The 22,869-nt window shown below is 58.1% G+C and carries 12 protein-coding genes and 2 pseudogenes; 7 read left to right on the forward strand and 7 right to left on the reverse strand.

The genetic code is table 11. The annotated features are described in order from the left end of the window. The first annotated feature begins 26 nt into the window (after positions 1-26). Positions 27-1,023 (forward strand): annotated as a pseudogene (locus AO277_RS20215) (IS30 family transposase). A gap of 446 nt (positions 1,024-1,469) precedes the next feature. On the opposite strand, the gene mscK reads toward AO277_RS20215, so the two are convergent. Continuing rightward, complete coding sequence (gene mscK, locus AO277_RS20225; RefSeq protein WP_044319155.1) at positions 1,470-4,859, reverse strand: mechanosensitive channel MscK; 3,390 nt, start codon at positions 4,857-4,859, stop codon at positions 1,470-1,472. A gap of 38 nt (positions 4,860-4,897) precedes the next feature. Further along, entirely contained in the window at positions 4,898-6,640 is a 1,743-nt protein-coding gene (locus tag AO277_RS20230; protein ID WP_044319156.1) for a potassium/proton antiporter, read from the reverse strand. Between the two features lie 248 nt (positions 6,641-6,888). Between AO277_RS20230 and AO277_RS28610 the strand changes: the two genes are divergently transcribed. Next, complete coding sequence (locus AO277_RS28610) at positions 6,889-7,062, forward strand: hypothetical protein (protein ID WP_162836992.1); 174 nt, start codon at positions 6,889-6,891, stop codon at positions 7,060-7,062. A 106-nt stretch (positions 7,063-7,168) separates the two neighbouring features. Then, on the forward strand, positions 7,169-9,787 hold the full coding sequence (locus AO277_RS20235) for a dermonecrotic toxin domain-containing protein (RefSeq protein ID WP_044319157.1): 2,619 nt from the start codon (positions 7,169-7,171) through the stop codon (positions 9,785-9,787). A 21-nt stretch (positions 9,788-9,808) separates the two neighbouring features. Here the strand turns inward: AO277_RS20235 and AO277_RS20240 are convergent, their stop codons facing one another. Beyond that, positions 9,809-11,611: an acyl-CoA dehydrogenase gene (locus tag AO277_RS20240; RefSeq protein ID WP_044319158.1), complete on the reverse strand. Its 1,803-nt coding sequence runs from the start codon at positions 11,609-11,611 to the stop codon at positions 9,809-9,811. A gap of 226 nt (positions 11,612-11,837) precedes the next feature. Beyond that, positions 11,838-15,791, reverse strand: coding sequence for a trifunctional transcriptional regulator/proline dehydrogenase/L-glutamate gamma-semialdehyde dehydrogenase (putA, locus tag AO277_RS20250; RefSeq protein ID WP_044319159.1), 3,954 nt, complete (start codon positions 15,789-15,791; stop codon positions 11,838-11,840). A gap of 448 nt (positions 15,792-16,239) precedes the next feature. Between putA and putP the strand changes: the two genes are divergently transcribed. Then, the gene (putP, locus tag AO277_RS20255) at positions 16,240-17,727 is read left to right on the forward strand and encodes a sodium/proline symporter PutP (protein WP_044295616.1); all 1,488 of its coding nucleotides are present in this window, start codon (positions 16,240-16,242) and stop codon (positions 17,725-17,727) included. Positions 17,728-17,825: 98 nt separating this feature from the next. Here the strand turns inward: putP and AO277_RS20260 are convergent, their stop codons facing one another. Then, on the reverse strand, positions 17,826-18,497 hold the full coding sequence (locus tag AO277_RS20260; RefSeq protein WP_004654467.1) for a polysaccharide lyase family 7 protein: 672 nt from the start codon (positions 18,495-18,497) through the stop codon (positions 17,826-17,828). A 315-nt stretch (positions 18,498-18,812) separates the two neighbouring features. Between AO277_RS20260 and AO277_RS20265 the strand changes: the two genes are divergently transcribed. Further along, positions 18,813-20,951 (forward strand): two-component system response regulator, encoded by a 2,139-nt coding sequence (locus tag AO277_RS20265; RefSeq protein ID WP_044319160.1) that lies wholly within the window; start codon positions 18,813-18,815, stop codon positions 20,949-20,951. Positions 20,952-20,984: 33 nt separating this feature from the next. Continuing rightward, positions 20,985-21,509, forward strand: a complete 525-nt coding sequence (locus tag AO277_RS20270; RefSeq protein WP_005731076.1) for a M48 metallopeptidase family protein — start codon at positions 20,985-20,987, stop codon at positions 21,507-21,509. 16 nt (positions 21,510-21,525) lie between these two features. Here the strand turns inward: AO277_RS20270 and AO277_RS20275 are convergent, their stop codons facing one another. Both AO277_RS20275 and AO277_RS20280 read right to left on the reverse strand, forming a co-directional pair. Beyond that, positions 21,526-21,822, reverse strand: coding sequence for a winged helix-turn-helix domain-containing protein (locus AO277_RS20275; protein ID WP_002551759.1), 297 nt, complete (start codon positions 21,820-21,822; stop codon positions 21,526-21,528). Positions 21,823-21,890: 68 nt separating this feature from the next. Continuing rightward, the gene (locus AO277_RS20280; RefSeq protein WP_002551760.1) at positions 21,891-22,349 is read right to left on the reverse strand and encodes a GNAT family N-acetyltransferase; all 459 of its coding nucleotides are present in this window, start codon (positions 22,347-22,349) and stop codon (positions 21,891-21,893) included. A gap of 227 nt (positions 22,350-22,576) precedes the next feature. Here AO277_RS20280 and AO277_RS20285 point away from each other — a divergent pair. After that, a pseudogene (locus tag AO277_RS20285) lies at positions 22,577-22,822 on the forward strand (amino acid ABC transporter substrate-binding protein); the annotation flags it as partial. Between the last annotated feature and the right edge of the window lie 47 nt (positions 22,823-22,869).

The following is a 22,869-nucleotide window of genomic DNA, read 5'->3' on the forward strand; positions in this document are numbered from 1 at the left end:
ACCCCTACCTCAGGTAAGGTGCTGCGATATCTTATACCGAACTCTGCATGGAAGAACGCATTACCATTCAAATCGGACAATACCGAGATCTCAGTCTGCGAGAGATTGCTCGTCTGCTGGGGCGTAGTCCTCCCACGATCAGTCTGCGAAGAAATCCCCTTCCCACTAGAGGCTATGCGGCGTGCGAAGCACAAGCCCTTACTCGCGAGCGTCGAAAAGTCTGTTGCCCCGCCAGAAAACTGGTGCCGGGCAATGAACTGTTCGAGCTGATTACCCACTTGCTTCGAGAGTGCTTTTCTCCCGAGCAAATCGCGGGCAAGCTGCGCGTTATGAAAATGAATTTCGCAGAAGCCTACGTTTGCCGAGAAACGATCTACAACGCCATATACGCCTTGCCCGCCGGCGAGTTGCGTAAATGTGTCTGCGGCAAGGCAAAAGTACCCGCAGGCCGCGCAGTGGCGGTGTTGATCGACGCGGCCAGATTACTGACATGGTGAGTATTCACGTGCGTCCGCCCGAGATTGACGACTGGCAAATGCCCGGCCACTGGGAAGGCGATCTGATTAAAGGCAAGGACAATGCCTCGGCGGTGGGCACGCTTGTTGGGCGCACCAGTGGTTATCTGATTCTGGTCAAAATGCGCGACGCCACCGCGACCTCGGCGGTCTAAGGTTTTAGTGCGGCGCTGAACAGCATGCCGTTGGACTTGAGTAAAAGCATGACGTATGACCAAGGGCGTGAGATGGCCAAACACGTCGAATTGACCCAGAAGACGGGTGTGGCGATTTACTTTTGCGATCCGCAGAGTCCGTGGCAGCGCGGCAGTAACGAGAACATCAACGGCTTGATTCGCCAATACTTGCCCAAGGGCACGGACTTGTCGAAGCACAGCAGGAAGAATTGGACGCTATTTGTTATCAGATGAACATTCGGCCTCGTAAGCGCTTAGAGTTTAAATGCCCGATTGAAGTCATTACAGAGGTGATGGGCATGTATCATGAGGCTCCCACTTCAATTCAATGACCGTGTTGTACTCGGTTCCTGCAACCGTCGTTTTTAATATAAAAATTCCAGCGGGGACTGAGGTATACATAGATGAAATTGGCTCCCAGAGTGGTTTCTATGTGGGGGCGCGGAACAGATGGTTTTTGTCAAGCCGTGGGCAACTAAAGGTATAGAAGTCATGAGCTTACGTTCTTTGAAATGAAAAAATAAAAGAAATAAATCTTCTTGTCAAAAAAGCATCGACTTTGCTAGGAACGTATAGTGTGTCAAGGTGAACTTATAAGCTTGATGAGTGCGTCGATGCACTTTTGATGATTCAGCTTATGCATTGTCAGAAATAATGTTGTTATAGGATGGGGTGGATCAATAAGTTGAAGCTGAACAGGCCTTCAAAGCGCTACAGCTTCCAGCTTGCAGACCGTGAACAACCGACAGCCGCCCTGCCGGTCATTCCACACCCAACCTCAGTCCAGCCTCAACTCCGGCGGCTCTGGCGCATCCTTGGTCGCCGGGGCCACTTTGGTGTTTACCGGTTGCAGCGTTGTTTGCCCGGTCGGGGCACCGGTTTTGTCGCTCGGCTCGGCGGGCACCAGCTTGTATTCCAGGCCCTGGGTGTTCTTGAGGTAGATCTCCATCTGGCGGAACGAGATGTTGATGTGCTGCTTCTTGAACTCGCGATTGATGAAGCGGTTGATCTCGTCCAGCACCGGGTTGCGGTCGCCCAGGTCGCGGACGTGCATGCGCAGTTCGTGGTCGAGGGTGCTTTCGCCGAAGTTCAGGAAGTAGACGATGGGCTCTGGTTCCTTCAGCACCCGAGGGTTTTCCCGAGCGGCTTGCAGCAGCAGGGAGCGCACCAGGTCCAGGTCCGAGCCGTAATCGACGCCCAGCTTGAGCGTTACGCGGGTGACGGTGTCGGTCAGCGACCAGTTGATGAGCTGGCCGGTGATGAACGTCTTGTTCGGGACGATGATGTCCTTGCGATCGAAGTCGGTGATGGTCGTGGCGCGGATGCGGATCTTGCTGACCGTTCCCGAGAGTGCGCCGATGGTGATGGTGTCACCGATCCGCACCGGACGTTCGAAGAGGATCATGATGCCGGAGATGAAGTTGGCGAAGATCTCCTGCATGCCGAACCCGAGCCCTACCGACAGCGCCGCGACCAGCCACTGCAATTTGTCCCAGCTCACGCCCAGCGTTGACAGCGTGGTCACGAAGCCGACACCGGCGATGGTGTACGACAGCAGCGTGGTCGTCGCGTAGGCACTGCCTTGCGCGAGGTTCATGCGTGACAGCACCAGCACTTCCAGCAGGCCGGGCAGGTTGCCGGCGAGCACGAAGGTGATGACGATGATCACCCCTGCACCGAGGAAGTCGCTCAGGCTGATCGGCACCATGCTCATGTTGGCACCGGTGCCGCTGGTGTATTCGTAGAGAATGATGTTGTCGAGATATGCGAACACGGTGATCAGCTCGGCCCAGACCAGGTACAGCGCACCGACGAAACCGGCCAGCAGGGCCAGACGAATCAGGCGCAGCGACTGCTGGTTGACCTGTTCGATGTCCAGTTTCGGCTCTTCGACCGGAATTTCGCTGTCGCCGTTTTCCCGGGCTGCCTGACGCTTGGCCAGTGCACGCTGGTAGGCCAGGCGGCGGGCGGCGACGCTCAGGCCGCGAACGAAGGTCGCCTCGACCATCAGCCAGATCATAATCAGGTACAGGGTGTCGATCAGGCGGTCGCTGAGCTTGAGCGCCGTGTAGTAGTAGCCAAAGCACACGGCCAGAAAGAGTGCGACGGGCAATGCTGTGAACACCACACCGACAGTCTTGCGGAACAGTGAGGCATTGTGATGCGTGGGGCTCGAGATCAGCAGGCGAGCGAGCAGCCAGGTCATCAGCGCGTAGCAGGTCAGGACCACGCCGATCCCCAGTACATCGTCGGCCAGTGCGGCAGGTTGGTGCTCGGCGACGGCCACCACGGCCACCAGGGCCAGAACGACCAGCCCGAGGCGACGCACCCAGCCACGCAGGAACTCGACCTGCGCCGTTTCCCAGCGGAAATGCAGTTGGGCAACGCCAGATGGGGCGAGTACGCGGTAGGCGGTGTAGAACACCAGCCAGGCGAGGGCGATCTGCAACAAGGCCTCGCCCAGGTTGGCGTTTTGCCCGCGTGCATCGATTTGCAGGGCATAGCCGCACAGCGCCAGGCCCAGCGCCACAGGCATTGCCAGCAGCACGTTGATCAGCAGCGCCAGTGGCGTTTTCCATTGGCTGTCACGTTTGAAGTGGCCGATGTCGGCATGCAGGCGATTCAGCTTCTGATACAGCGCCTTGCGCCGCCAGGTCAGTACGCCGATCAACAGCAGCAGGGGCAGGAACAGCAGCGGTCGCTGAGTCAGGCCGTCTGACAGCTCGCTCAGGCTGGATGTCCAGGGCAGGGTGGCGATCTGCTTTTGCAGGCGCGGCCAGATATTCTGAAACCATTCCAGGTCCAGCGGCTTGTTGCTGGGGATCCAGAACATCTGCTCGTCGAGTGTGGCGCGCAGTCCCTGAGCGGTGCTGGTCAGCTGCTTCTGGTTCAGTTGCAGCGTGATGGACTCGTTGAGCAACGCGCTCAGCTCGCGATTGAGACGCTCCAGCAAGTCGCTGCGAGTGATTGCCAGGTCCAGCAGCGTACGGCGCAGTTGCGGGGTAATGTTTTCAGGCGGTTGAGTGGCGAGCAGCTTTTCGACATAGGCGGTCGGCGTGCTCATCTGCTCGCGTTGCTGGTTGATGTCGAACTGATACAGGCGGATGTTGGCGATTTCGTCGGCCAGGCCCTTGTCCAGTTCCAGGTGCGGCAACGCCTGCTTCTGCTTGTAGAGAATCTTGGACAGCAGCAGGCTACCGCTCAGCACGTTGATCTGCTCGCTGAGGGCTTGATCGGTCTGGGTCAGGTTGTCCAGTTGCTGCTTGGTCTTGAGGTTCTGCTGGGTCAGCTCGTTGAGGCGGTCGGTGCCGCGCAGCAGGTAGTCGGAAAGCTTGAGGTTGGCGGCGCTTTCGGTCGCCAGCAGGCTGCTGCCACCGGACTTTTGCGCTTCCAGGGACAGGTCGGCGACCGTTTTCTGCGATTGGGCGCGACGCTTGTCGTTGATCAGGGTCTGCAGGTCCTGAATTTCCTGTTCCTGGCGCGCGACCTTTTCGGTCAGCAAGTCATGCTGGCTATTGCCCAGGTCCTGCAACTGGCTGTTACCGGCCAGTTCCTGACGGCGCAGCAGGTTGAGGGCGTTGATCGAGGCCAGTTCTGCATTGAGCAGATTGCGCTGGTCGGCGCTCAGGGTCTTGCCGTTGTCCTTGCCGCTCTTGAGGATGGCGTTGATCTGCTGGATACGCGTCTGATTGGCGCTGATTTCAGTCTGCGCCCGCTCAGGCCGGGTCTGCGCGGTGATGGCCAGGCTGTTGGCGTCGTTGAGTTCACTTTGCAGGTCGCTTTGCTGGGTACTGCGCTGGCTGAGAAGCTGCTCCAGTTGTGGCACATCAAGGCCGCCGTAGCGCTGGGCGACGGGTACCACTTTGCTTTCTTTCAGGCGGGCCAGCTCGCGCTGGTTTTCCGAGGTCTGTTTTGGCGCCTGGGCCAGTTGTTGCTTGAGCGCTTCGAGTTTCTGCTCGCTGTCCTTCTTGCTGGCGAGAAAAGCCAACGTTTGCTCGAGTACTTGTTGCAGCGCTTTCTGCTCGGCATCAGGCAGCTTGCGATCAGCAATCTTGTCGAGGCTTTGCTGCACGGCATCGCTGCTGGGCGGGTCGGCGGCGAGCGCCGGGAAGGTGGACAGGCAAAGCGCAAACAGTGCGGCAGCACAAATGGAACGCAGGGAAAACATAGACACCGGTCGCATGATGATACGTGTGGATTGGCAGTTTAAAGGAACAGTCCGGGGCCCGGGCGGGTTCCTTCGGGGAATTTGACGCCCACTTTCTGGATCTTGTTCCCGTCCATGACGGCAACTGTCCAAATAGTTCCATTCCATTCAATCTGGTCGCCCACCACTGGCTCGCCGCGGTTCTTCTGCACGATGAACTGGCTGAGTGGCATTCCGGGGTCAATGCCATCGAGTTTCAGGCCATACAGGGCCGCGACTTCACCCAGCCGTGCATCGCCTTCAAGAACGAAGTCGCCGAAGAAGCGCAGGTCCAGGCCACGTTGCGGTGCCTGGCTGAACAGTTTGCCCAGTGCAGGAAGATCATGTTCGTGACCGATCACACAGAGCAGGTCGCCCACTTCCAGCGTCGTACTGCCGGACGGGTGGAGCAACTGCTGGCCCCGGAACAGTGCGGCAATACGCGTGCCTTCAGGCATTTTCAGCTCACGCAGCGCCGCACCGATGCACCACTTTTCAGCGCCCAGACGGTAGACGAACAGCTCCCATTCACTTGTGACGTGCACCTCCAGCGCGGCCCGGGAAATAGGCGCAGGGTCAGGCGGAACCGTCACTTTCAACAGTTTGGCCACCCACGGCAGGCTGGTGCCTTGCAGCCACAGCGAGACCAGTACGATAAAGAACGCCAGGTTGAAGTACAGCTGCGCATTGGGCAGCCCGGCCATCAGCGGGAACACGGCGAGGATGATCGGCACCGCGCCGCGCAGGCCGACCCAGGCGATAAAGGCTTTTTCGCGGCCATGGAAGGCCTTGAACGGCAGCAGGCCGACCATCACCGACAGCGGGCGTGCCACCAGAATCATCCACAGCGCCAGGCCTAGCGCCGGAATCGCAATCGGCAGCAGATCGTGGGGCGTGACCAGCAGGCCCAGCACCAGAAACATGCCGATCTGTGCCAGCCAGGCCATGCCGTCGAGCATGTGCAGGATGCCGTGGCGGCTGCGGATCGGCCGGTTACCCAGCACCAGACCGCACAGGTAGACCGCGAGAAAGCCGCTGCCGTGAATGGCGTTGGTCAGGGCAAAGATCGCAAGCCCCCCGGCAATCACCAGAATAGGGTACAGGCCGGCCGCCAGATTGATGCGGTTGACCAGCTGAAGCAGGATCCAGCCGCCGCCCAGGCCGATGAAACTGCCGATGCCGAACTCCTGAATCAAATGCCCCAGCAGCCCCCAGTGCAAGCCGGTCTGACCGCTGGCCAGCATGCCGATCAGGGTGACGGTCAGGAACACGGCCATAGGGTCGTTGCTGCCCGATTCTATCTCAAGGCTGGCGGTGACCCGCTCGTTCAGGCCTTTGCCGCCCAGCAGGGAGAACACCGCAGCAGCGTCTGTCGAACCGACGATTGCACCGATCAGCAGCCCCTGGATAACGCTCAGATTGAACAGCCAGGCAGCCACCATGCCGGTCAGTACGGTGGTGATCAGCACGCCCACCGTTGCCAGCGACAAGGCAGGCCACAGCGCAACCCGGAAACTGGCCACCCGCGTTCGCAGCCCGCCATCGAGCAGGATCACCGCCAGCGCAAGGTTGCCGACCAGGTAGGCGGTAGCGTAGTTGTCGAAGATGATCCCGCCGCCATCCACGCCCGCCACCATGCCCACGGCCAGGATGATGACCAGGATCGGAATACCCAGGCGTGATGAAAGAGAGCTGACCAGGATGCTTGCGGCTACCAGCAACGCGCCGATCAGGAACAGGCTGTTGATGGTGGTGGCGTCCAAGGGCGGTACTCCGTAGAAAAACTGAATTGAAGCGAGAGGGGCGAAAACTGACCATGCAGTCCGCGTGCCAAGCGATTTAACCTGTTGAATTGCTTGGCTGTCAAAGATCAATTTTCGGCGGATCACGCAGATTCGGCGTTCCAGAGCACGTGACTCGTCGCAATCTTGCGGTCGACACAGACGTATATGCCGCAAGCCAAGCCTTCTTGCGGCCTGTTGTCGAGCTTCAGCTATAGAAGGTTTTCATCATGGACGATGAAATTGCAGAAATAAGAGGGGCGGAAATCCGTTCGGCGATAAGCGGGATCCGCATGCAGAGTTCTGGAGGCGGGCGAGCAAATACTTTCGGTCGCGATTACTTCCGGCTGAACCCGATCAATCTGCAGTCACCCGCCGCCTTTGCTGTTCGGGCCTCTGACTGAATCAGTTCACGTGCCTGCCTGCGCAGGGTCGCGTTATAAATAGTTAGTGCCACGTATGCCGTAAAGAGTGATTACGTGCAGGACTTCTCTCATACAGGAAGAAGTCATGACGACCCAATCTCTGAAAACACCTAAAACCGATCAGCAACTGCTGCGTGAACGCGCGAAGCAATTTGTTTTCGACTACCCCGATCTGCACGATCTGGCCTATAGCGTAGTCAGCAAGATCATGCTTCAGCACACGCAAAAGGTGTTTAACCCTGACAAGGTCTATTGGCATCGTTTCGGCAGCGCAAGCAGCAGTCCGCGTACATTCACCGGCTGGCAACATTCCGGCAAACCGCTGCAATCGATGACGTTGATCGAACTGCTCATGCAGAACTTCAACGCCCACGACGAAGAGGCCAGTGATGAGCTTTCCCTTTACGGCGGTTTTTATACCGACGGTCCGGATCATGAGGTGTTCGACGAGCGCAACGAGGTGCCCATGCTACCGCAGACTTTGCTGGCAGAAATGTGGACGCTGGATTTCAGCTCGCTGTACACCCGCCGCATGGAGCGTTTCTGGAGTTCGCACAGTGAGAATTTTTGCATTCTGGCCAAAGCGCACTATTTGGTTGCGGCCGGTAATTGCCTGCGCAAAGGTCAGCTTTCGCCAGACGACTTCAAGCAAGTCACTCGATTCGTCGTCACTGATCCCTCGCAGCCTGCGACGCTGAAGGCCTTGCGGGACTCGCCCTTGGTAACGCCTGGCCTTTCGGTGCATACGCTGGATATCAACGGCGTCAAGACTTACGACATGCTGCGTATCGTTATCGCTGATGGCCGGGAAGTGATTTACCGGCCTGATGCCGAGCAGCCTTTTCAGGTGTTCGAAAACGAACGCGCGCTGTACAACTGGCTCAAGGGGCAGTTCGCGAGCGAGCAGGCGGGCAAGGCACTGACAGGCAATTTCCTGCGCGGCGAGGCGGCACGAACACAGGACAGCGTCAGGTTTGCGCGTGGGGTCAGTGAATTGCTCGCGCATGACTGGCGTGCCGATGTCCGACTTATCAATCAATCCCGGGCACCCATCGTGGGTGATCCCTTTATTTATCTGCGTGATATCGCGCGTCAAGTCATGACCACCGACGCGCATCAGTTGCTGACGTCCAACGCCGATCTGCGCAAGCAGATATGGATCGGTTATCTAAGTGCCTTCATGCAGGCTTTTGGCGGGCTAGCCGCGTTGGGGTGGCCCGTTGCTCTGACGCTGGTTGGCGCAGGCCTCGCCAATACCGGGTTGAACATTGATCAGGCGGTCAATGGCAAGACCCCGGCGCAACGTCGCGCTGGTGTATTGGGTGCCATTATCAACACCCTTTACCTTCTTTTTAATCTGCCGCTACTGATGTCCATTCGTGCCATGCCTGAGCCTGTGCCATTAGTGCGGGCGGATGTCGTGTCGCTCCCCAGTGAAGTTGTGGAGAGTGGCGTGATTGTCGATCCGCTGGAAAACATGGAAGGCAACCTGCTGCTGGACAGCCTCACGCCCTCAGCCGAGGAAGGCAGGTTTCGTGGCGTTTATTCGTTGGGCAATGGCGAAACCTGGATCAAGCTTGCGCGGTTGCCGTATCGCGTGATGTTCAGTGAGCAACAGCAGTGCTGGTTTATCGTTGACCCTGACAATCCTTTTGCGTTCGTTGGCAGTAAGCCGGTTCGCTTGGGGCTCGACGGAGAATGGACGCTGATTCAATCACCTGGCTTGCAGGGTGGCTCGCCTATGGATCCGCAGGTTCCGTCTACCAGCTCATCAGTCCCGCCAGGAAAACCTTATGCAACAGTGCATTCAACGTTCTGGGACAGGTACCTGCAAACGGACATATTCAATGAGCAATATTATGCAGAAAGAGCCCTGACTCGTCAGAAAGAGGTCATGGATATCTGGGAGCCAACCACGGACGATGTTCTGGAGTCTGACTCTTCACCCGAAGGCGATGAAGTGTACCGGGACCCGTGGCACGGTAAACACAGGGTATTCAAGCTGGGCGAGGACGACTATTACGGCGCTAACATCATGCTCTATACCCAGGAGGATACGGTGTTCAATCGATTCCTGCGTACAGGCGAACGTAGGGGCTCCAATCAGGTAAGGTTCATCGAGCGTCTTGCCGACGACATCCAGGTGGTGGGCTATAGCAATGATGTAGAGTTGTATAGGGGTGGCAGCGGTGATCGGGGCACCTCGGGTGCCGTGTTCCGCAGCGGGCAGATCAAGGTTGGCGATGTGCTGGTCAATACAGATATCACTTCGTTCAGTGAAAACCCCTATGTGGTCAGCGCGTTCGCCAGCAGTCGAGCCGGTGCTCCTACTAATGCGGTGATTGGGCCGATAACGTTCGATGATACTTCGGTGGTCTTTGTTTTACCCAAAGGACGGTATTTGAGGGCCACGCCGATCGCGCCATTTTCAGCCTCGCCCGATGAGGCAGAATCGATCTTTTTGCCTGGTTGTTATTTTCAGATCGAGAGTATCGAAGAAGTGGTCGGCGATTTTTATCGTCTCATGAAAGTCCAGATGCAGGAGGTCGATCGCCCGGTTCAGGGAAGGGCGCTTTACGATATGCGCACGGGCGAGCCATTCAGTCGAGAGCAATACGCGCTCAAGTTGGGGGCAGATGCGAAAGTATTGGTCGACCGGTTCTTTCCACAGAACCCGATGACTGACCTGTTCAGCCCTCACTGATCAAGCGCCGCCCGGTTTTATTTAAAACCAGTCATCGCGCATGGCAAGGCAGGTGTCATCGCGGTTCTCCAGAATGCTCAGCTCGTGATGGCAGCCCGGTAATTCCCTTGTCAGGAAGTAGCGGGCAGCTTGCAGCTTGCCCTTGTAGAAGTCGCTGTCGGCCGAATGACCTTTGCCCAGACCTTCCTCGGCGCGGATCGCCTGTTCCAGCCAGCGCCAGCCGATAATGGTGTGGCCGAATACCTTGAGGTACAGCGCCGAATTGGCCAGCGTACTGGTGATTCTGCCTTGCGCCAGATCGGTCAGCAGGCCGAGGGTGACAGCCTGCACATGAGCGACCAATTGCTCCAGAGGTTGGCGCAGCTCATGAAGTGAATCGTAGCCCTGCGCCCGCTCGCAGGTATCGGATATCAGGCGCAGCAGTTGCTTGAGGCCGGTGCCGCCGTTCTGCGCCAGCTTGCGGCCAAGCAGGTCCAGCGACTGAATGCCGTGAGTACCTTCATGAATCGGATTAAGCCGGTTGTCGCGGTAGTACTGCTCAACAGGGTATTCGCGGGTATAGCCATGACCGCCTAGAACCTGAATCGCCAGCTCGTTAGCCTTCAGGCAGAACTCCGAGGGCCATGACTTGACCACCGGAGTCAGCAGGTCCAACAGTTCATGGGCATGCTTGCGGGCGTCTTCGGCTTCTCCGGTCTGTGTGTCGTCGAACAGTCGCGAGGCATACAGGCACAGGTCGAACGCGCCTTCTACATACGCTTTCTGGGTCAGCAGCATGCGTCGCACGTCGGCGTGCTGAATGATCGGAACAGGCGCGCTCTCGGGGCTCTTGCTGTCGGGCAGCCGACCTTGAGGTCGGTCGCGGGCATAATCCAGAGAATACAGATACCCCGAATAGCCGAGCATGACCGCGCCCAGGCCGACGCCGATGCGTGCTTCGTTCATCATCTGGAACATGTAACTCAAACCGTGATGAGGCTTACCGACCAGATAGCCGACACACTCACCGTTATCGCCGAAATTCAGCCCGGTAGAGGTCGTGCCTTTCCAGCCCATCTTGTGAAACAGGCCAGTCAGCAGCACATCGTTACGCTTGCCGAGGCTGCCGTCGTCGTTGACCAGAAACTTGGGCACGATGAACAGCGAGATACCTTTGACCCCGCCAGGCGCATCCGGCAGCTTTGCCAGTACCATGTGCACGATATTTTCCGAAAGTGCGTGATCACCACCCGAGATGAAAATCTTGTTGCCGCGCAGCCGATAGGTGCCGTCTTCTGCCGGTTCGGCGCGGGTGCGGATGTCTGACAGCGACGAGCCTGCGTGTGGCTCGGTCAGCGCCATGGTGCCGAAAAAGCGCCCCTCGATCATCGGTTGCAGAAAGCGCTGTTTTTGTTCGTCGTTGCCAAAACTCTCAATCAGGTTCGCCGCGCCCATGGTCAGGAACGGGTAGGCCGTGGTTCCGACATTGGCTGCCTGAAAGTGGGCAAAGCAGGCCTGTGACAGCAAGGTCGGCAACTGCATGCCGCCCGCTTCAAAATCACGCGATGCATTGAGAAAACCAGCGGCGAGAAACGCATCCACCGCAGGCTTGACCTCGGGGATCAGAATCGCTTCGCCATTTTCATAGCGCGGCTCGTTTTCGTCAGCCTTGCGGTTGTGCGGCGCAAAATATTTTTCCGCGATAGTACGCGCCGTCCCCAGCGCTGCATCGAAGGTTTCCCGCGAATGCTCGGCAAACCGCTCACGCCGCGTCAGCCCTTCGGCGTCCAGCACTTCATACAGCTCGAAAGCCAGGTTTCGTGAACTGAGCAGCGACTCGGACATGATGGCGTACCTATTCTTGGAATGACCCAAGTCTAGGTCGGGTTGAGGGGGGAGGGTAGCAAGATTGATTCGGGTGATGGTCGAGCGTGTGCGGGGGGGATCGAGAGCGGACGCGGAGCGTCCAGAGCATGGGAACGGTCGGTGTCTTTCGGACACCTCTCGTTCCGCACGCTCCAGCGTGGGAATGCCTTTCTTGACGCTCTGCGTCATCTGTTACCTAGCGGCATCAGCCGATCGTCATCAGGCTCGCATTGCCACCCGCCGCCGCGGTGTTGACGCTCAATGCCCGCTCTATCACCAGACGTTCCAGCGGCACGTTGGTTTCGCCGTGGGACAGGCCATTGACGCCGACGATTGCACCGCTGCTTTGTGCGATCTGCTGGCAGATGGCGCGTAGCTGATCGGAATCGCCGTGGTGCAGGACGGCGTCGATAGCGACTTCGTCCTTGGTCCAGTCAGGGATCAGCTTGATGCGTGCCTGAACGTCCTTTGGCAGACGAGCGCGCAATGGCTTGCTGATGTCTGTTTCCGGCCACACGGCAGAGCTGCCGACAGCCAGCACGGCCGCCAGTTGAATCAGCAGGTCGTTCTCGTCATCCGCCAGGCAAAGCACGTGTTCACGCGGCAGAATCGCATAGCTGTTGCGCTCGCCGGTCGGCCCCGCCAGCTGGCGAGTGATGCCGCTTTGCGATTGCTCGGCGTATTGGCTGCACAGGGCATCCAGATCGCTTTGCTGATTACTGGCTGCCCAGGTCTTCAAGGCTTGCAACGGTTTGTTGAGGATGTCACGCAGGCGGGTGTCCGGAGCAGACAGTGCATCACTGCGCACGAACGATTTCTCGATGGCATCCTGCGGACGCGTCGACAGCAGGCGGTACAGGTACAGCGGGCCACCGGCTTTAGGGCCTGTACCGGACAAGCCTTCGCCGCCAAATGGCTGGACGCCCACCACAGCACCGACGATGTTACGGTTTACATAGACGTTGCCTGCGTTGACGTTGTCGATGACCTTGGCGATAGTCTCGTCGATGCGGGTATGAACACCAAGGGTCAGGCCGTAGCCGGATGCATTGATCTGGTCGATCAGCAGGCCCAGTTCCTTGCGCTTGTAGCGCACCACATGCAGCACCGGGCCGAAGATTTCGCGTTGCAGCTCATCGAAGCTTTCCAGCTCGATCAGGGTCGGCATCACGTAGGTGCCACGCTTAAGCTCCGTGCTGTCGGCAATGGCCACCTGATAAACCGTACGGCCTTTGTCGCGCATGGCCTGGATGTGTTTTTCGATACCCGCCTTGGCCTCGGCATCGATCACCGGGCCGATGTCCACGGACAGGCGCTCCGGGTTGCCGAGGCGGCTCTCGGCCATCGCCCCCTTGAGCATTTCGATGACGCGGTCGGCAGAGTCTTCCTGCAGGCACAGCACGCGCAGTGCCGAGCAGCGTTGCCCGGCGCTGTCTAACGCCGAAGAAACCACGTCGATGACAACCTGTTCGGTCAGCGCCGAAGAGTCGACGATCATCGCGTTCTGACCGCCGGTTTCGGCGATCAACGGGATGGGGCGGCCCTGCGAGTCCAGGCGACCCGCCACGTTGCGTTGCAGCAGGCGGGCGACTTCAGTGGAACCGGTGAACATCACGCCTTTGACGCGTTCGTCGCCGACCAGCCCGGCACCTACGGTTTCACCGCGCCCCGGTAACAATTGCACCACGCCTTCCGGGATGCCGGCTTCAAGCATCAGGCGCACGGCCTGGGCGGCAATCAACGGTGTTTGCTCGGCCGGTTTGGCCAGCACCGGGTTGCCCGCAGCCAGTGCAGCAGCGACCTGACCGCTGAAAATTGCCAGCGGGAAGTTCCACGGGCTGATGCAGACCACCGGCCCCAGCGGACGATGGGCGTCGTTGGTGAAATCATTGCGCGCCTGTACGGCGTAGTAACGCAGGAAGTCGACGGCTTCGCGCACCTCGGCGATGGCGTTGGCGAAGGTCTTGCCCGCCTCGCGGACCAGCAGGCCCATCAAGGGCTGGATGTCGCTTTCCATCAAATCGGCAGCACGTTCCAGAATTGCGGCGCGTTCGGCAGGCGGTGTTGCCTGCCAGATCGGGCCAGCGCTCAAGGCGCACTGGATGGCGTTCTCGACATCCTGCAGCGAGGCTTCCTGAATATGACCGACCACATCACGCAGGTCCGATGGGTTCAACGCGGCAGTCAGTGTGCCTGCGCTGGCCGGGCAGCCGAGCATGGGGGCAGCTTTCCAGTCATTGTGCGCTGTGGCGAGCAGGGCCGATGACAGCGAAGCCAGACGATGCTCGTTGGCCATGTCGATGCCGCTGGAGTTGGCGCGCTCGGTGCCATACAGGTCGCGCGGCAGCGGAATGCGCGGGTGCGGCAAGCCGAAACCGCCTTCCTGTGTTGCCATGCGTTCGATCTGGCTGACCGGGTCGGCCACCAGTTCCTGAATGGAGATCGAATGGTCGGCAATCCGGTTGACGAACGACGTGTTGGCACCGTTTTCCAGCAGACGACGGACCAGATAGGCCAACAGCGTTTCATGCGTGCCGACCGGAGCGTACACGCGGCATGGACGGTTCAGCTTGCCGTCTGCGACCTTGCCTACGACCTGCTCGTACAAAGGCTCGCCCATGCCGTGCAGGCACTGGAACTCATACTGACCTGGGTAATAATTCTGCCCGGCGATCTGGTAAATAGCCGCCAGGGTGTGGGCGTTGTGTGTGGCGAATTGTGGATAAATGACTTCTGGTGCCGCCAGCAGCTTGAGGGCACAGGCGATGTACGAGACGTCGGTGTACACCTTGCGCGTGTACACCGGATAGCCTTCCAGACCTTCGACCTGGGCGCGCTTGATCTCGCTGTCCCAATACGCGCCCTTGACCAGACGGATCATCAGGCGGTGACGGCTGCGCCGAGCCAGATCGATCACGTAATCGATCACATAAGGGCAGCGCTTCTGGTAAGCCTGAATCACGAAGCCAATGCCGTTCCAGCCAGTGAGCTGCGGTTCGAAGCACAGGCGCTCGAGCAGATCCAGTGACAGCTCCAGACGATCAGCCTCTTCGGCATCGATGTTCAGGCCGATGTCGTACTGCCTGGCCAGCAGGGTCAGCGACAGCAGGCGCGGGTACAGTTCTTCCATCACGCGCTCGTACTGGGCGCGGCTATAGCGCGGGTGCAGTGCCGACAGCTTGATGGAAATGCCCGGGCCTTCGTAGATACCGCGGCCGTGGGAGGCCTTGCCGATGGAGTGTATGGCCTGCTCGTAGGACGCGAGATACTTCTGCGCATCATGCTCGGTAAGCGCCGCTTCACCCAGCATGTCGTAGGAATAGCGGAAGCCCTTGGCTTCAAAACGGCTGGCATTGGCCAGGGCTTCGCCGATGGTTTCGCCGGTGACGAACTGCTCGCCCATCAGGCGCATGGCCATGTCGACGCCCTTGCGGATCATCGGTTCGCCGCTCTTGCCGATGATGCGGCTCAGTGAAGAAGTGAGGCCTGCCTCGTTGTGAGTGGCGACCAGCTTGCCGGTCAGCAGCAGGCCCCAGGTGGCAGCGTTGACGAACAGCGAGGGGCTGTTGCCCAAGTGCGGCTGCCAGTTGCCGTTGCTGATCTTGTCGCGAATCAGGGCATCGCGCGTGCCCTTGTCCGGAATGCGCAGCAACGCCTCGGCCAGGCACATGAGTGCAACGCCTTCCTGCGAGGACAGCGAAAATTCCTGCAACAGGCCTTGAACAATGCCAGCGCGGCCGCCAGCGCTTTTTTGGTTGCGCAGCTTTTCGGCAATAGACGCGGCCATCTTGTTGGTGGCTTCGGCAACAGGTGCAGTCAGGCGCGCCTGCTCCAGCAGCATCGGCACCACTTCCTGCTCGGGGCGGCGGTAGGCGGAGGTGATGGCCGCCCGCAGTACCGACTGCGGTTGAATGCTCTCGGCAAAATCCAGGAAGCATTGCAGGCCTGTGTCTTCCGCCACTTCGCCTCGGTCTTCGCTGTCTTTGCCAGTCGCGCCATTGAGCTCCAGCAAGGTTGCACCACTCTCCAGTTTTTCCAGGTAATTGAAAATCGCCTGCTTGATCAACCAGTGCGGTGTGCGGTCGATCGAATGGGCGGCGGCTTTCAATCGCTCGCGGGTCGGGTCGTCAAGTTTGACGCCCAGAGTAGTGGTGGCCATGTGTTGTCCTCATTATAGCCACGCAACGGTGGCATCGGCTTTGGCGAAGATTAGCGCTGTGACGGGGTTAGGTGCAACCGAGTGCAACCCTGTTTCGATAATATTTTGTGACATTCCCGGCAAGTGACCCGCAAAAGTGCTGCTTTGCTCAGAGCTGGTGCGCGATTGTTTGTAGAGAGGGTCGAAAGCGCCCTAAAATGGCGCAGAAAAACGCCTTTATTGGTTTTTTTGTAACAGGTGCAACTTGCACGGTGAAATGGGTTGCACCTTGTTTGGTTTGTTTAATAGGATTCATTCCCGCGGTGCAACCGCCAGTCATTGATTGCCGATCCTTGCGGAGCGATCAGTCAACGCGGTGTCGGGTGCAAAAGCACGGATGCGCCGTATATCGGTCGCTATTCCCTTTGGCATCGGGTGCCAACATAAAAACAATGCCAAGGCAGAACTCATGAGTGTCAGTAACCCTACCTTGATCACGTTTGTGATCTATATAGCGGCAATGGTCTTGATCGGCCTGATGGCCTATCGCTCTACCAACAACCTTTCGGATTACATCCTCGGCGGGCGCAGCCTGGGCAGCGTGGTAACAGCGCTTTCAGCAGGGGCCTCGGACATGAGCGGCTGGCTGTTGATGGGGTTGCCGGGGGCTATCTATATGTCCGGCCTGTCGGAAAGCTGGATCGCCATTGGTCTGATCATCGGCGCCTACCTGAACTGGCTGTTCGTGGCCGGTCGTCTGCGTGTGCAGACCGAGCACAACGGTGACGCGCTGACCCTGCCGGATTACTTCAGCAGCCGCTTCGAAGACAGCAGCGGCCTGCTGCGCATCATCTCGGCCATCGTGATTCTGGTGTTCTTCACCATCTATTGCGCCTCGGGCATCGTTGCGGGCGCGCGTCTGTTTGAAAGCACCTTCGGCATGTCCTACGAAACCGCCCTGTGGGCCGGCGCTGCGGCTACCATTGCGTACACCTTCGTCGGTGGTTTTCTGGCCGTGAGCTGGACCGACACTGTACAAGCCACGCTGATGATCTTCGCCCTCATCCTGACGCCGATCATCGTCCTGCTGGCAACAGGCGGGGTCGATACCACCTTCCTGGCCATTGAAGCGAAAGATCCGACCAGCTTCGACATGTTCAAGAACACGACTTTCATCGGCATCATTTCCCTGCTTGGCTGGGGACTGGGTTATTTCGGTCAGCCGCATATCCTGGCGCGCTTCATGGCGGCTGATTCGGTCAAGTCGATTGCCAGCGCCCGACGCATCTCCATGGCCTGGATGATCCTGTGCCTTGGCGGTACTGTGGCGGTAGGCTTCTTTGGTATCGCTTACTTCTCCGCGCACCCGGATGTGGCCGGGCCGGTGACCGAGAACCCGGAGCGGGTCTTTATCGAATTGGCCAAGCTGCTGTTCAATCCATGGATCGCCGGTGTATTGCTGTCGGCCATTCTGGCTGCGGTGATGAGTACGCTGAGTTGCCAGTTGCTGGTGTGCTCCAGCGCGCTGACCGAAGACTTCTACAAGGCTTACCTGCGCAAGGGGGCTTCGCAGCTTGAGTTGGTGTGGGTCGGGCGTGCGATGGTGTTGCTGATCGCTGTCATTGCCATTCTGCTGGCCGCCAATCCCGAGAATCGCGTACTGGGGCTGGTGAGCTATGCCTGGGCAGGGTTTGGCGCTGCATTCGGCCCTGTGGTGCTGATATCTGTGCTGTGGAAAGGCATGACGCGCAATGGTGCGCTGGCTGGGGTAATAGTCGGCGCTGCGACTGTCGTACTCTGGAAGCAGTTCAGTACCCTTGGCCTGTATGAAATCATCCCGGGTTTCATCCTTGCCAGCATTGCCATCGTGGTATTCAGTCTGATCGGCAAGCCTGCGTCTGCGTCCATGCAGACACGTTTCCTGGCGGCTGAGCAGGAGTTCAAAGCCAACCGCTGATAATGCTGCTTGAATAACCGATGAAATGAAAAGCGGCCCGCACTTTCTGCAAGTGCGGGCCGTTTTTTTGATCGTTTGATTCAAGGCCTGCGTGCGACTCAGCTCTTGTTGTGATCAATATCCAGATTATAGAACGTGGCCTTGCCGCCTTCCGAGGTATACCCGGTGTTGTCCTGGGTATAAACACCGGCTTTGAAATACAAAGGCTTGTCGCGCCAGGTCTCGCTGATGCGCTTGCTCCAGTCGGTGTCGTTGACACTGACAGTCAATTTTCCACCCTTGCTCAGGTGAATGACGTAACTGAATGTCTGATTGAGCTTCACACCTTCGACTATCTTATAGACCTTGCTTTCGTCGTCATCGAAACGATTGCGAACTTTCGCAACGATGTCTCCGGTCTTGGTGTCTTCCTTGTATTGATACTCGACTTTCAGAAGAGGCTCGGTGCTCTCGTAGGCATGTATCTGGCCGATCACGATCTTGCCGGAAGAGGGCACCTGATCGACTTCCAGTTTAGCGTTCAGATAGTTGTCCGCGTCGGGATATACCCAATTGTGCAGTGATCCATCTGACCATGTTTCCCGTAACTCGCTGCGCGAATATTTAGCGTTTTCGGTTTTGGTCCCGGTCACCGGAGACCAGAACACAATGGAGTCCGATTTTGATTTGAAGTATTTGCCGTCATAACCCTTAACAAGCTGAGCGGTGGTAATGGTTTGGGGGGGGGAGCCCACTGGAATGCTGAGTTGGTACGATCCGAGATCGATCATGTTCAATCCTTCCGCGCATGTCTGTTTGCTACCAAGGGGTGGCCTCTAGCAAGAGGGTTTGAGCGCGTTTTATACGGATTGTAGGGCGATTTGTTAATTAAAAGTTGTCGAACCAATGACGTCAAAGTGCTGTCACTTTTCCTGCAGAGCAGAGTGTGCACGGCGTACAGGGAATGACCGTTAGTCGGGTAGATCGAACTTTGATGGTAGGGAAGGGGTGCCTTGCTTCTGCTTTTTGCGAGACGGTGCTAGAGTTATTCCAAAGTATGACGGTCGTCCTGAAACCCAGGCGTCATGCCCACATAGAGAAGCAGCATGGAACGCGTGCCAACACAGCCACATGATGGCTCTTCGGTTTTACTGGTTGTAGACGATTACCCGGAAAATCTGGTGACGATGTGCGCTGTTCTGCAAAGAACGGACTGGCACATTGTGACTGCGAGTTCAGGCATCGGAGCATTGACGGTACTTCTTGAGCAGGAAGTCGATCTGGTTCTGCTGGATGTGCAGATGCCGGGCATGGACGGCTTCGAAGTCGCTCGGCTAATGCGAGGCAGTCAGCGCACCCGTCTGACGCCGATTATCTTTCTCACGGCCAATGAGCAGACTCAGGATGCCGTGCAGAAGGGGTATGCGAATGGCGCGACGGATTACCTGTTCAAACCCTTCGACCCGAACGTTCTCAAGCCCAAGGTGCAGACCCTGCTTGAGCAGCAGCGTAACCGTCGTGCGCTGCAACAGCTCTCGCTGGAGCTTGAATCGGCCCGAGCGTTCAACGCGTCGGTGCTGGCCAACGTCGCCGAAGGCATTCTGGTCGTTGATGAGGCGGGCACCATCAGTTTTGCCAATCCCGCCATCTGCCAGTTGTTGAGCGCTTCGGTCGATCAACTGCGCGGTACGCAAGTGCTGGATTACATTATCGAACCGCAAGTGGGCGACTGGCTGGAGTCTGGCTTCTACAAGCACTATCGCAAGGCCGACACCTACCGGGTGCACGATGCCGTTCTGCGTACCGCACAAGGTACACAGTTGCCGGTTGCCTTGTCTTGCGCGGCGCTGCCTGCGGAGCAGAAGGCGATGGTGATGACGGTTCTGGATATGTCGGTAGTCCGTGATCTTTATCAGCAACTTGAAAAACAGGCCGTTACCGACGCTTTGACAGGCCTGCTCAATCGCCGCGGGCTTTATCAGGCCGTTGAAGGCATGCTCCTGCGAAAGGAGCAGACAGACAAATACCTGGTTGTGCTGTTCATGGACCTGGACGGCTTCAAGCAGATCAATGATGCGCTGGGTCATGACGCCGGTGATCAGGTATTGCTCTGGGTCGCCGAGCAGTTCAAGGACAGCATGCGCCCCTATGATGTTCTGGCGCGCATTGGCGGCGACGAATTCACGGTCGTGATCGATGGGCTTGATTACCCCGAACAGGCGGCCAAAATCGCCGAAAAGCTCATTGAACGGGTGTCGGGAAGACGCCAGGTCGACGGTGTCGATATCACCTTGGGTGCCAGTGTCGGTATTGCGACCTTTCCGGACTGCGGCTCGAATCTGGACGGTTTGCTGCGTGCGGCAGATATCGCCATGTACGAGGCCAAGCGTGCAGGGCGTCAGCAATACCGGTTCTACGACCAGAACATGAACGGACGCGCCCGCTCACGGCTGATGCTTGAGGAAAGCGTGCGCACGGCCATCGATGGCAAGGATTTTTCGGTGGTGTACCAGCCCCAGGTCCACGTTGCGGATGGCCGCCTGCGTGGTTTCGAAGCGTTGTTGCGCTGGCAGCATCCGGCGGTCGGCGAGGTACCTCCTGCACTGTTCATTCCCTTGCTTGAGGAGACCAGGTTGATCAACCGGCTAGGCAGCTGGATTTTCGATCAGGGTGCCGAACAGCGTCAGGCGTGGAGTCGGGTGTTTGCTGCCGATGTGGTACTGAGTGTCTGTGTCAGCCCCACGCAATTCTGCATGCCCAACCTGGCTTCGGAGCTGAAGCGTGCCATGGATCGCTTCGAGCTCAAACCAGGGCAGATCGAGGTGGAAATCACTGAAAGCTCTCTGGTGCATAACCTTACGCATAGCCATAAACAGCTGAAGTTGCGGCATGACGTCGGCGTGCGTATTGCGCTGGACGATTTCGGGACCGGCGAATGCTCGCTGTCGCACTTGCGCAATCTTCAGCTAGACACCTTGAAGCTGGACAGGCGTTTTGTCGCCAACATTGTCGAGTCCAGGCGCGAGGCGGCGATGGCCAGCAGCATCATCGACCTGAGTCGCAACCTCGATATGCTGGTTATTGCCGAAGGGGTCGAGACCCCCGAGCAATACCAGTGGCTGGCGGACAACGGCTGTCAGGTCATGCAGGGCTTTCTGATCGCGCATCCGATGGTGCCCGAAGACGCGCTGCGCTTCCCCGGGCACTTTGAGGTGGCAGGCTTGAGATCGAGTGGATTGCTGTAGAATGGCGTCTTTCGTCATCATGCAAAAGGCCCCATGACTGCCGCCAGCCATGCTCCGCTCAAATACCTGCAGGCCTATCCGCAGACCCTGCAGGATCAAGTGCATCAGCTGATTGCCCAGAACCGTCTGGCGGACTATCTGGAGCAGCGCTACCCTGAGCGTCATCAGATACAAAGCGACAAGGCTCTTTACGCCTACGCGCTGGCGCTCAAGCAGGATCACCTGCGCAACGCGCCGGCCATCAGGAAGGTGCTCTTCGATAGTCGCCTGGACCTGACCCATCGCGCGCTCGGGTTGCACACTAAAATATCCAGAGTGCAGGGCGGCAAGCTCAAGGCAAGCAATGAAATTAGGGTAGCCGCCTTGTTCAAGGAAGCCCCTGCACAATTCCTGAAGATGATCGTGGTTCATGAGCTCGCACATTTTCGCGAGTCAGACCACAACAAGGCGTTCTACCAGTTATGCGAGCACATGCTGCCCGGGTATCACCAGCTGGAATTCGACCTGCGCGTCTACCTGACCTATAACGAGCTGCAGGCTTCGAACGGCAAGCTTTAAGCTCGCAACTGCCCTGCTAGGGATACCCGAGCACGGCCTTGATGCTGTTCAGGTTGCGGGCGATCCATGTTTTGTCGATGGCGCCCCAGTTGCGAATACGGTAATTGCCTGCGTGATTGCGGGCACCTTCCTGCTGTTCGAATTCACACACGATGTCCAGATCGGAGAGCGCGCTGATGGTGTCCTGCGCGGTGCGGCGTGGCATGCCGGTTACGGCGGTCAGTTCGGGTACGCTGCTGGCGAGCTTCGAATCAATCAGGTACGCCACGTACAGGCGGCGATAGAAACTGCTTTTGGTCTTGCTGACCTCCATCGACGAATCCCTTTTCAATGCTTTCAATGTGCAGCTTGCAGCTTGCAGCTCAAGGCGTGCAACTGCTCTTAGTCCAGATCGCGGCGCATGCCGATGTGGGGGATGTCGTCTTCCAGGTAGACCTCGCCCACCGGGTTGAAACCGTAGCGGCTGTAATAGCCTTGCAGGTGGGCTTGTGCCGACAGATAGATGGGCTGGTCAGGCCATTTGCGTTCGGCGTTTTCCAGAGCCTGTTCCATCAGTTCATGGCCAATGCCCCGGCTGCGAATCGAAGGGGCTGTCACGACTCGCCCAATAGTGACGTCGCCGCCCTGCTGGATAGGGTCCAGCAAGCGCAGGTAGGCGACCAGCTTGTCTTCCTGCCAGGCCATCAGGTGGCAGGTATCGCCCGTCAGGTCCTGCCCGTCCACGTCCAGATACACACATTGCTGCTCGACCACAAACACCTCGGCGCGCAGTTGCAGCACGGCATACAGCTGCTGGATGCTCAACTCGGTGTGATGTTTGCAGATCCATTTGATAGACATGTCGCAGACTCGCAGGGAAACCAGAAGAGAAGTCTAAACGTATCCGCCGACATTCCCAATAAACGCTGTCAACGATGTGCGTACAGCTTTACTGAGCATGTTCTTCTTCCGGCTTGTCTACTGACCGCTTCAGGTCTTCAATTAAAAGCTGCTGGCACTCTCATGAGTGATGGTTTTGCTGCCGATAGGATTAAATCGGGTATACCGCCCTTTTCAGGAACCTGAGCATGTCGCAGTGGCTTCGAGCGGTTGGGTTGCTGGTCTTTTTGCTGATGGCGCATGCCAGTGCAGCCGATAAACTGCGCCTCGTCGCTGACCCTTGGCCACCTTTTACCGATGCGCTGCTGCTCAACGGCGGACTTGCGACCGATATCGTCAATACGGCGTTGCGCCGCGCCGGATACACCACTCTGTATGAGCAAGTGCCTTGGGCGCGGGCAATGCTGGGGTTGAGTGAAGGGCGGCACGATGTTCATGCATAGGAATTTCAAAATGCCTATGCATCAAGTTGACGCTATGA

Source organism: Pseudomonas amygdali (assembly GCF_002699855.1).
In the GTDB taxonomy this organism is placed as follows: domain Bacteria; phylum Pseudomonadota; class Gammaproteobacteria; order Pseudomonadales; family Pseudomonadaceae; genus Aquipseudomonas; species Aquipseudomonas amygdali.

What these genes read in the sequence shown, in the direction of transcription:
- mscK (WP_044319155.1), bottom strand. Translation starts at nt 4,859, where the DNA reads ATGTTTTCCCTGCGTTCCATTTGTGCTGCCGCACTGTTTGCGCTTTGC.
- AO277_RS28610 (WP_162836992.1), top strand. Translation starts at nt 6,889, where the DNA reads ATGGACGATGAAATTGCAGAAATAAGAGGGGCGGAAATCCGTTCGGCG.
- AO277_RS20235 (WP_044319157.1), top strand. Translation starts at nt 7,169, where the DNA reads ATGACGACCCAATCTCTGAAAACACCTAAAACCGATCAGCAACTGCTG.
- AO277_RS20240 (WP_044319158.1), bottom strand. Translation starts at nt 11,611, where the DNA reads ATGTCCGAGTCGCTGCTCAGTTCACGAAACCTGGCTTTCGAGCTGTAT.
- putA (WP_044319159.1), bottom strand. Translation starts at nt 15,791, where the DNA reads ATGGCCACCACTACTCTGGGCGTCAAACTTGACGACCCGACCCGCGAG.
- putP (WP_044295616.1), top strand. Translation starts at nt 16,240, where the DNA reads ATGAGTGTCAGTAACCCTACCTTGATCACGTTTGTGATCTATATAGCG.
- AO277_RS20260 (WP_004654467.1), bottom strand. Translation starts at nt 18,497, where the DNA reads ATGATCGATCTCGGATCGTACCAACTCAGCATTCCAGTGGGCTCCCCC.
- AO277_RS20265 (WP_044319160.1), top strand. Translation starts at nt 18,813, where the DNA reads ATGGAACGCGTGCCAACACAGCCACATGATGGCTCTTCGGTTTTACTG.
- AO277_RS20270 (WP_005731076.1), top strand. Translation starts at nt 20,985, where the DNA reads ATGACTGCCGCCAGCCATGCTCCGCTCAAATACCTGCAGGCCTATCCG.
- AO277_RS20275 (WP_002551759.1), bottom strand. Translation starts at nt 21,822, where the DNA reads ATGGAGGTCAGCAAGACCAAAAGCAGTTTCTATCGCCGCCTGTACGTG.
- AO277_RS20280 (WP_002551760.1), bottom strand. Translation starts at nt 22,349, where the DNA reads ATGTCTATCAAATGGATCTGCAAACATCACACCGAGTTGAGCATCCAG.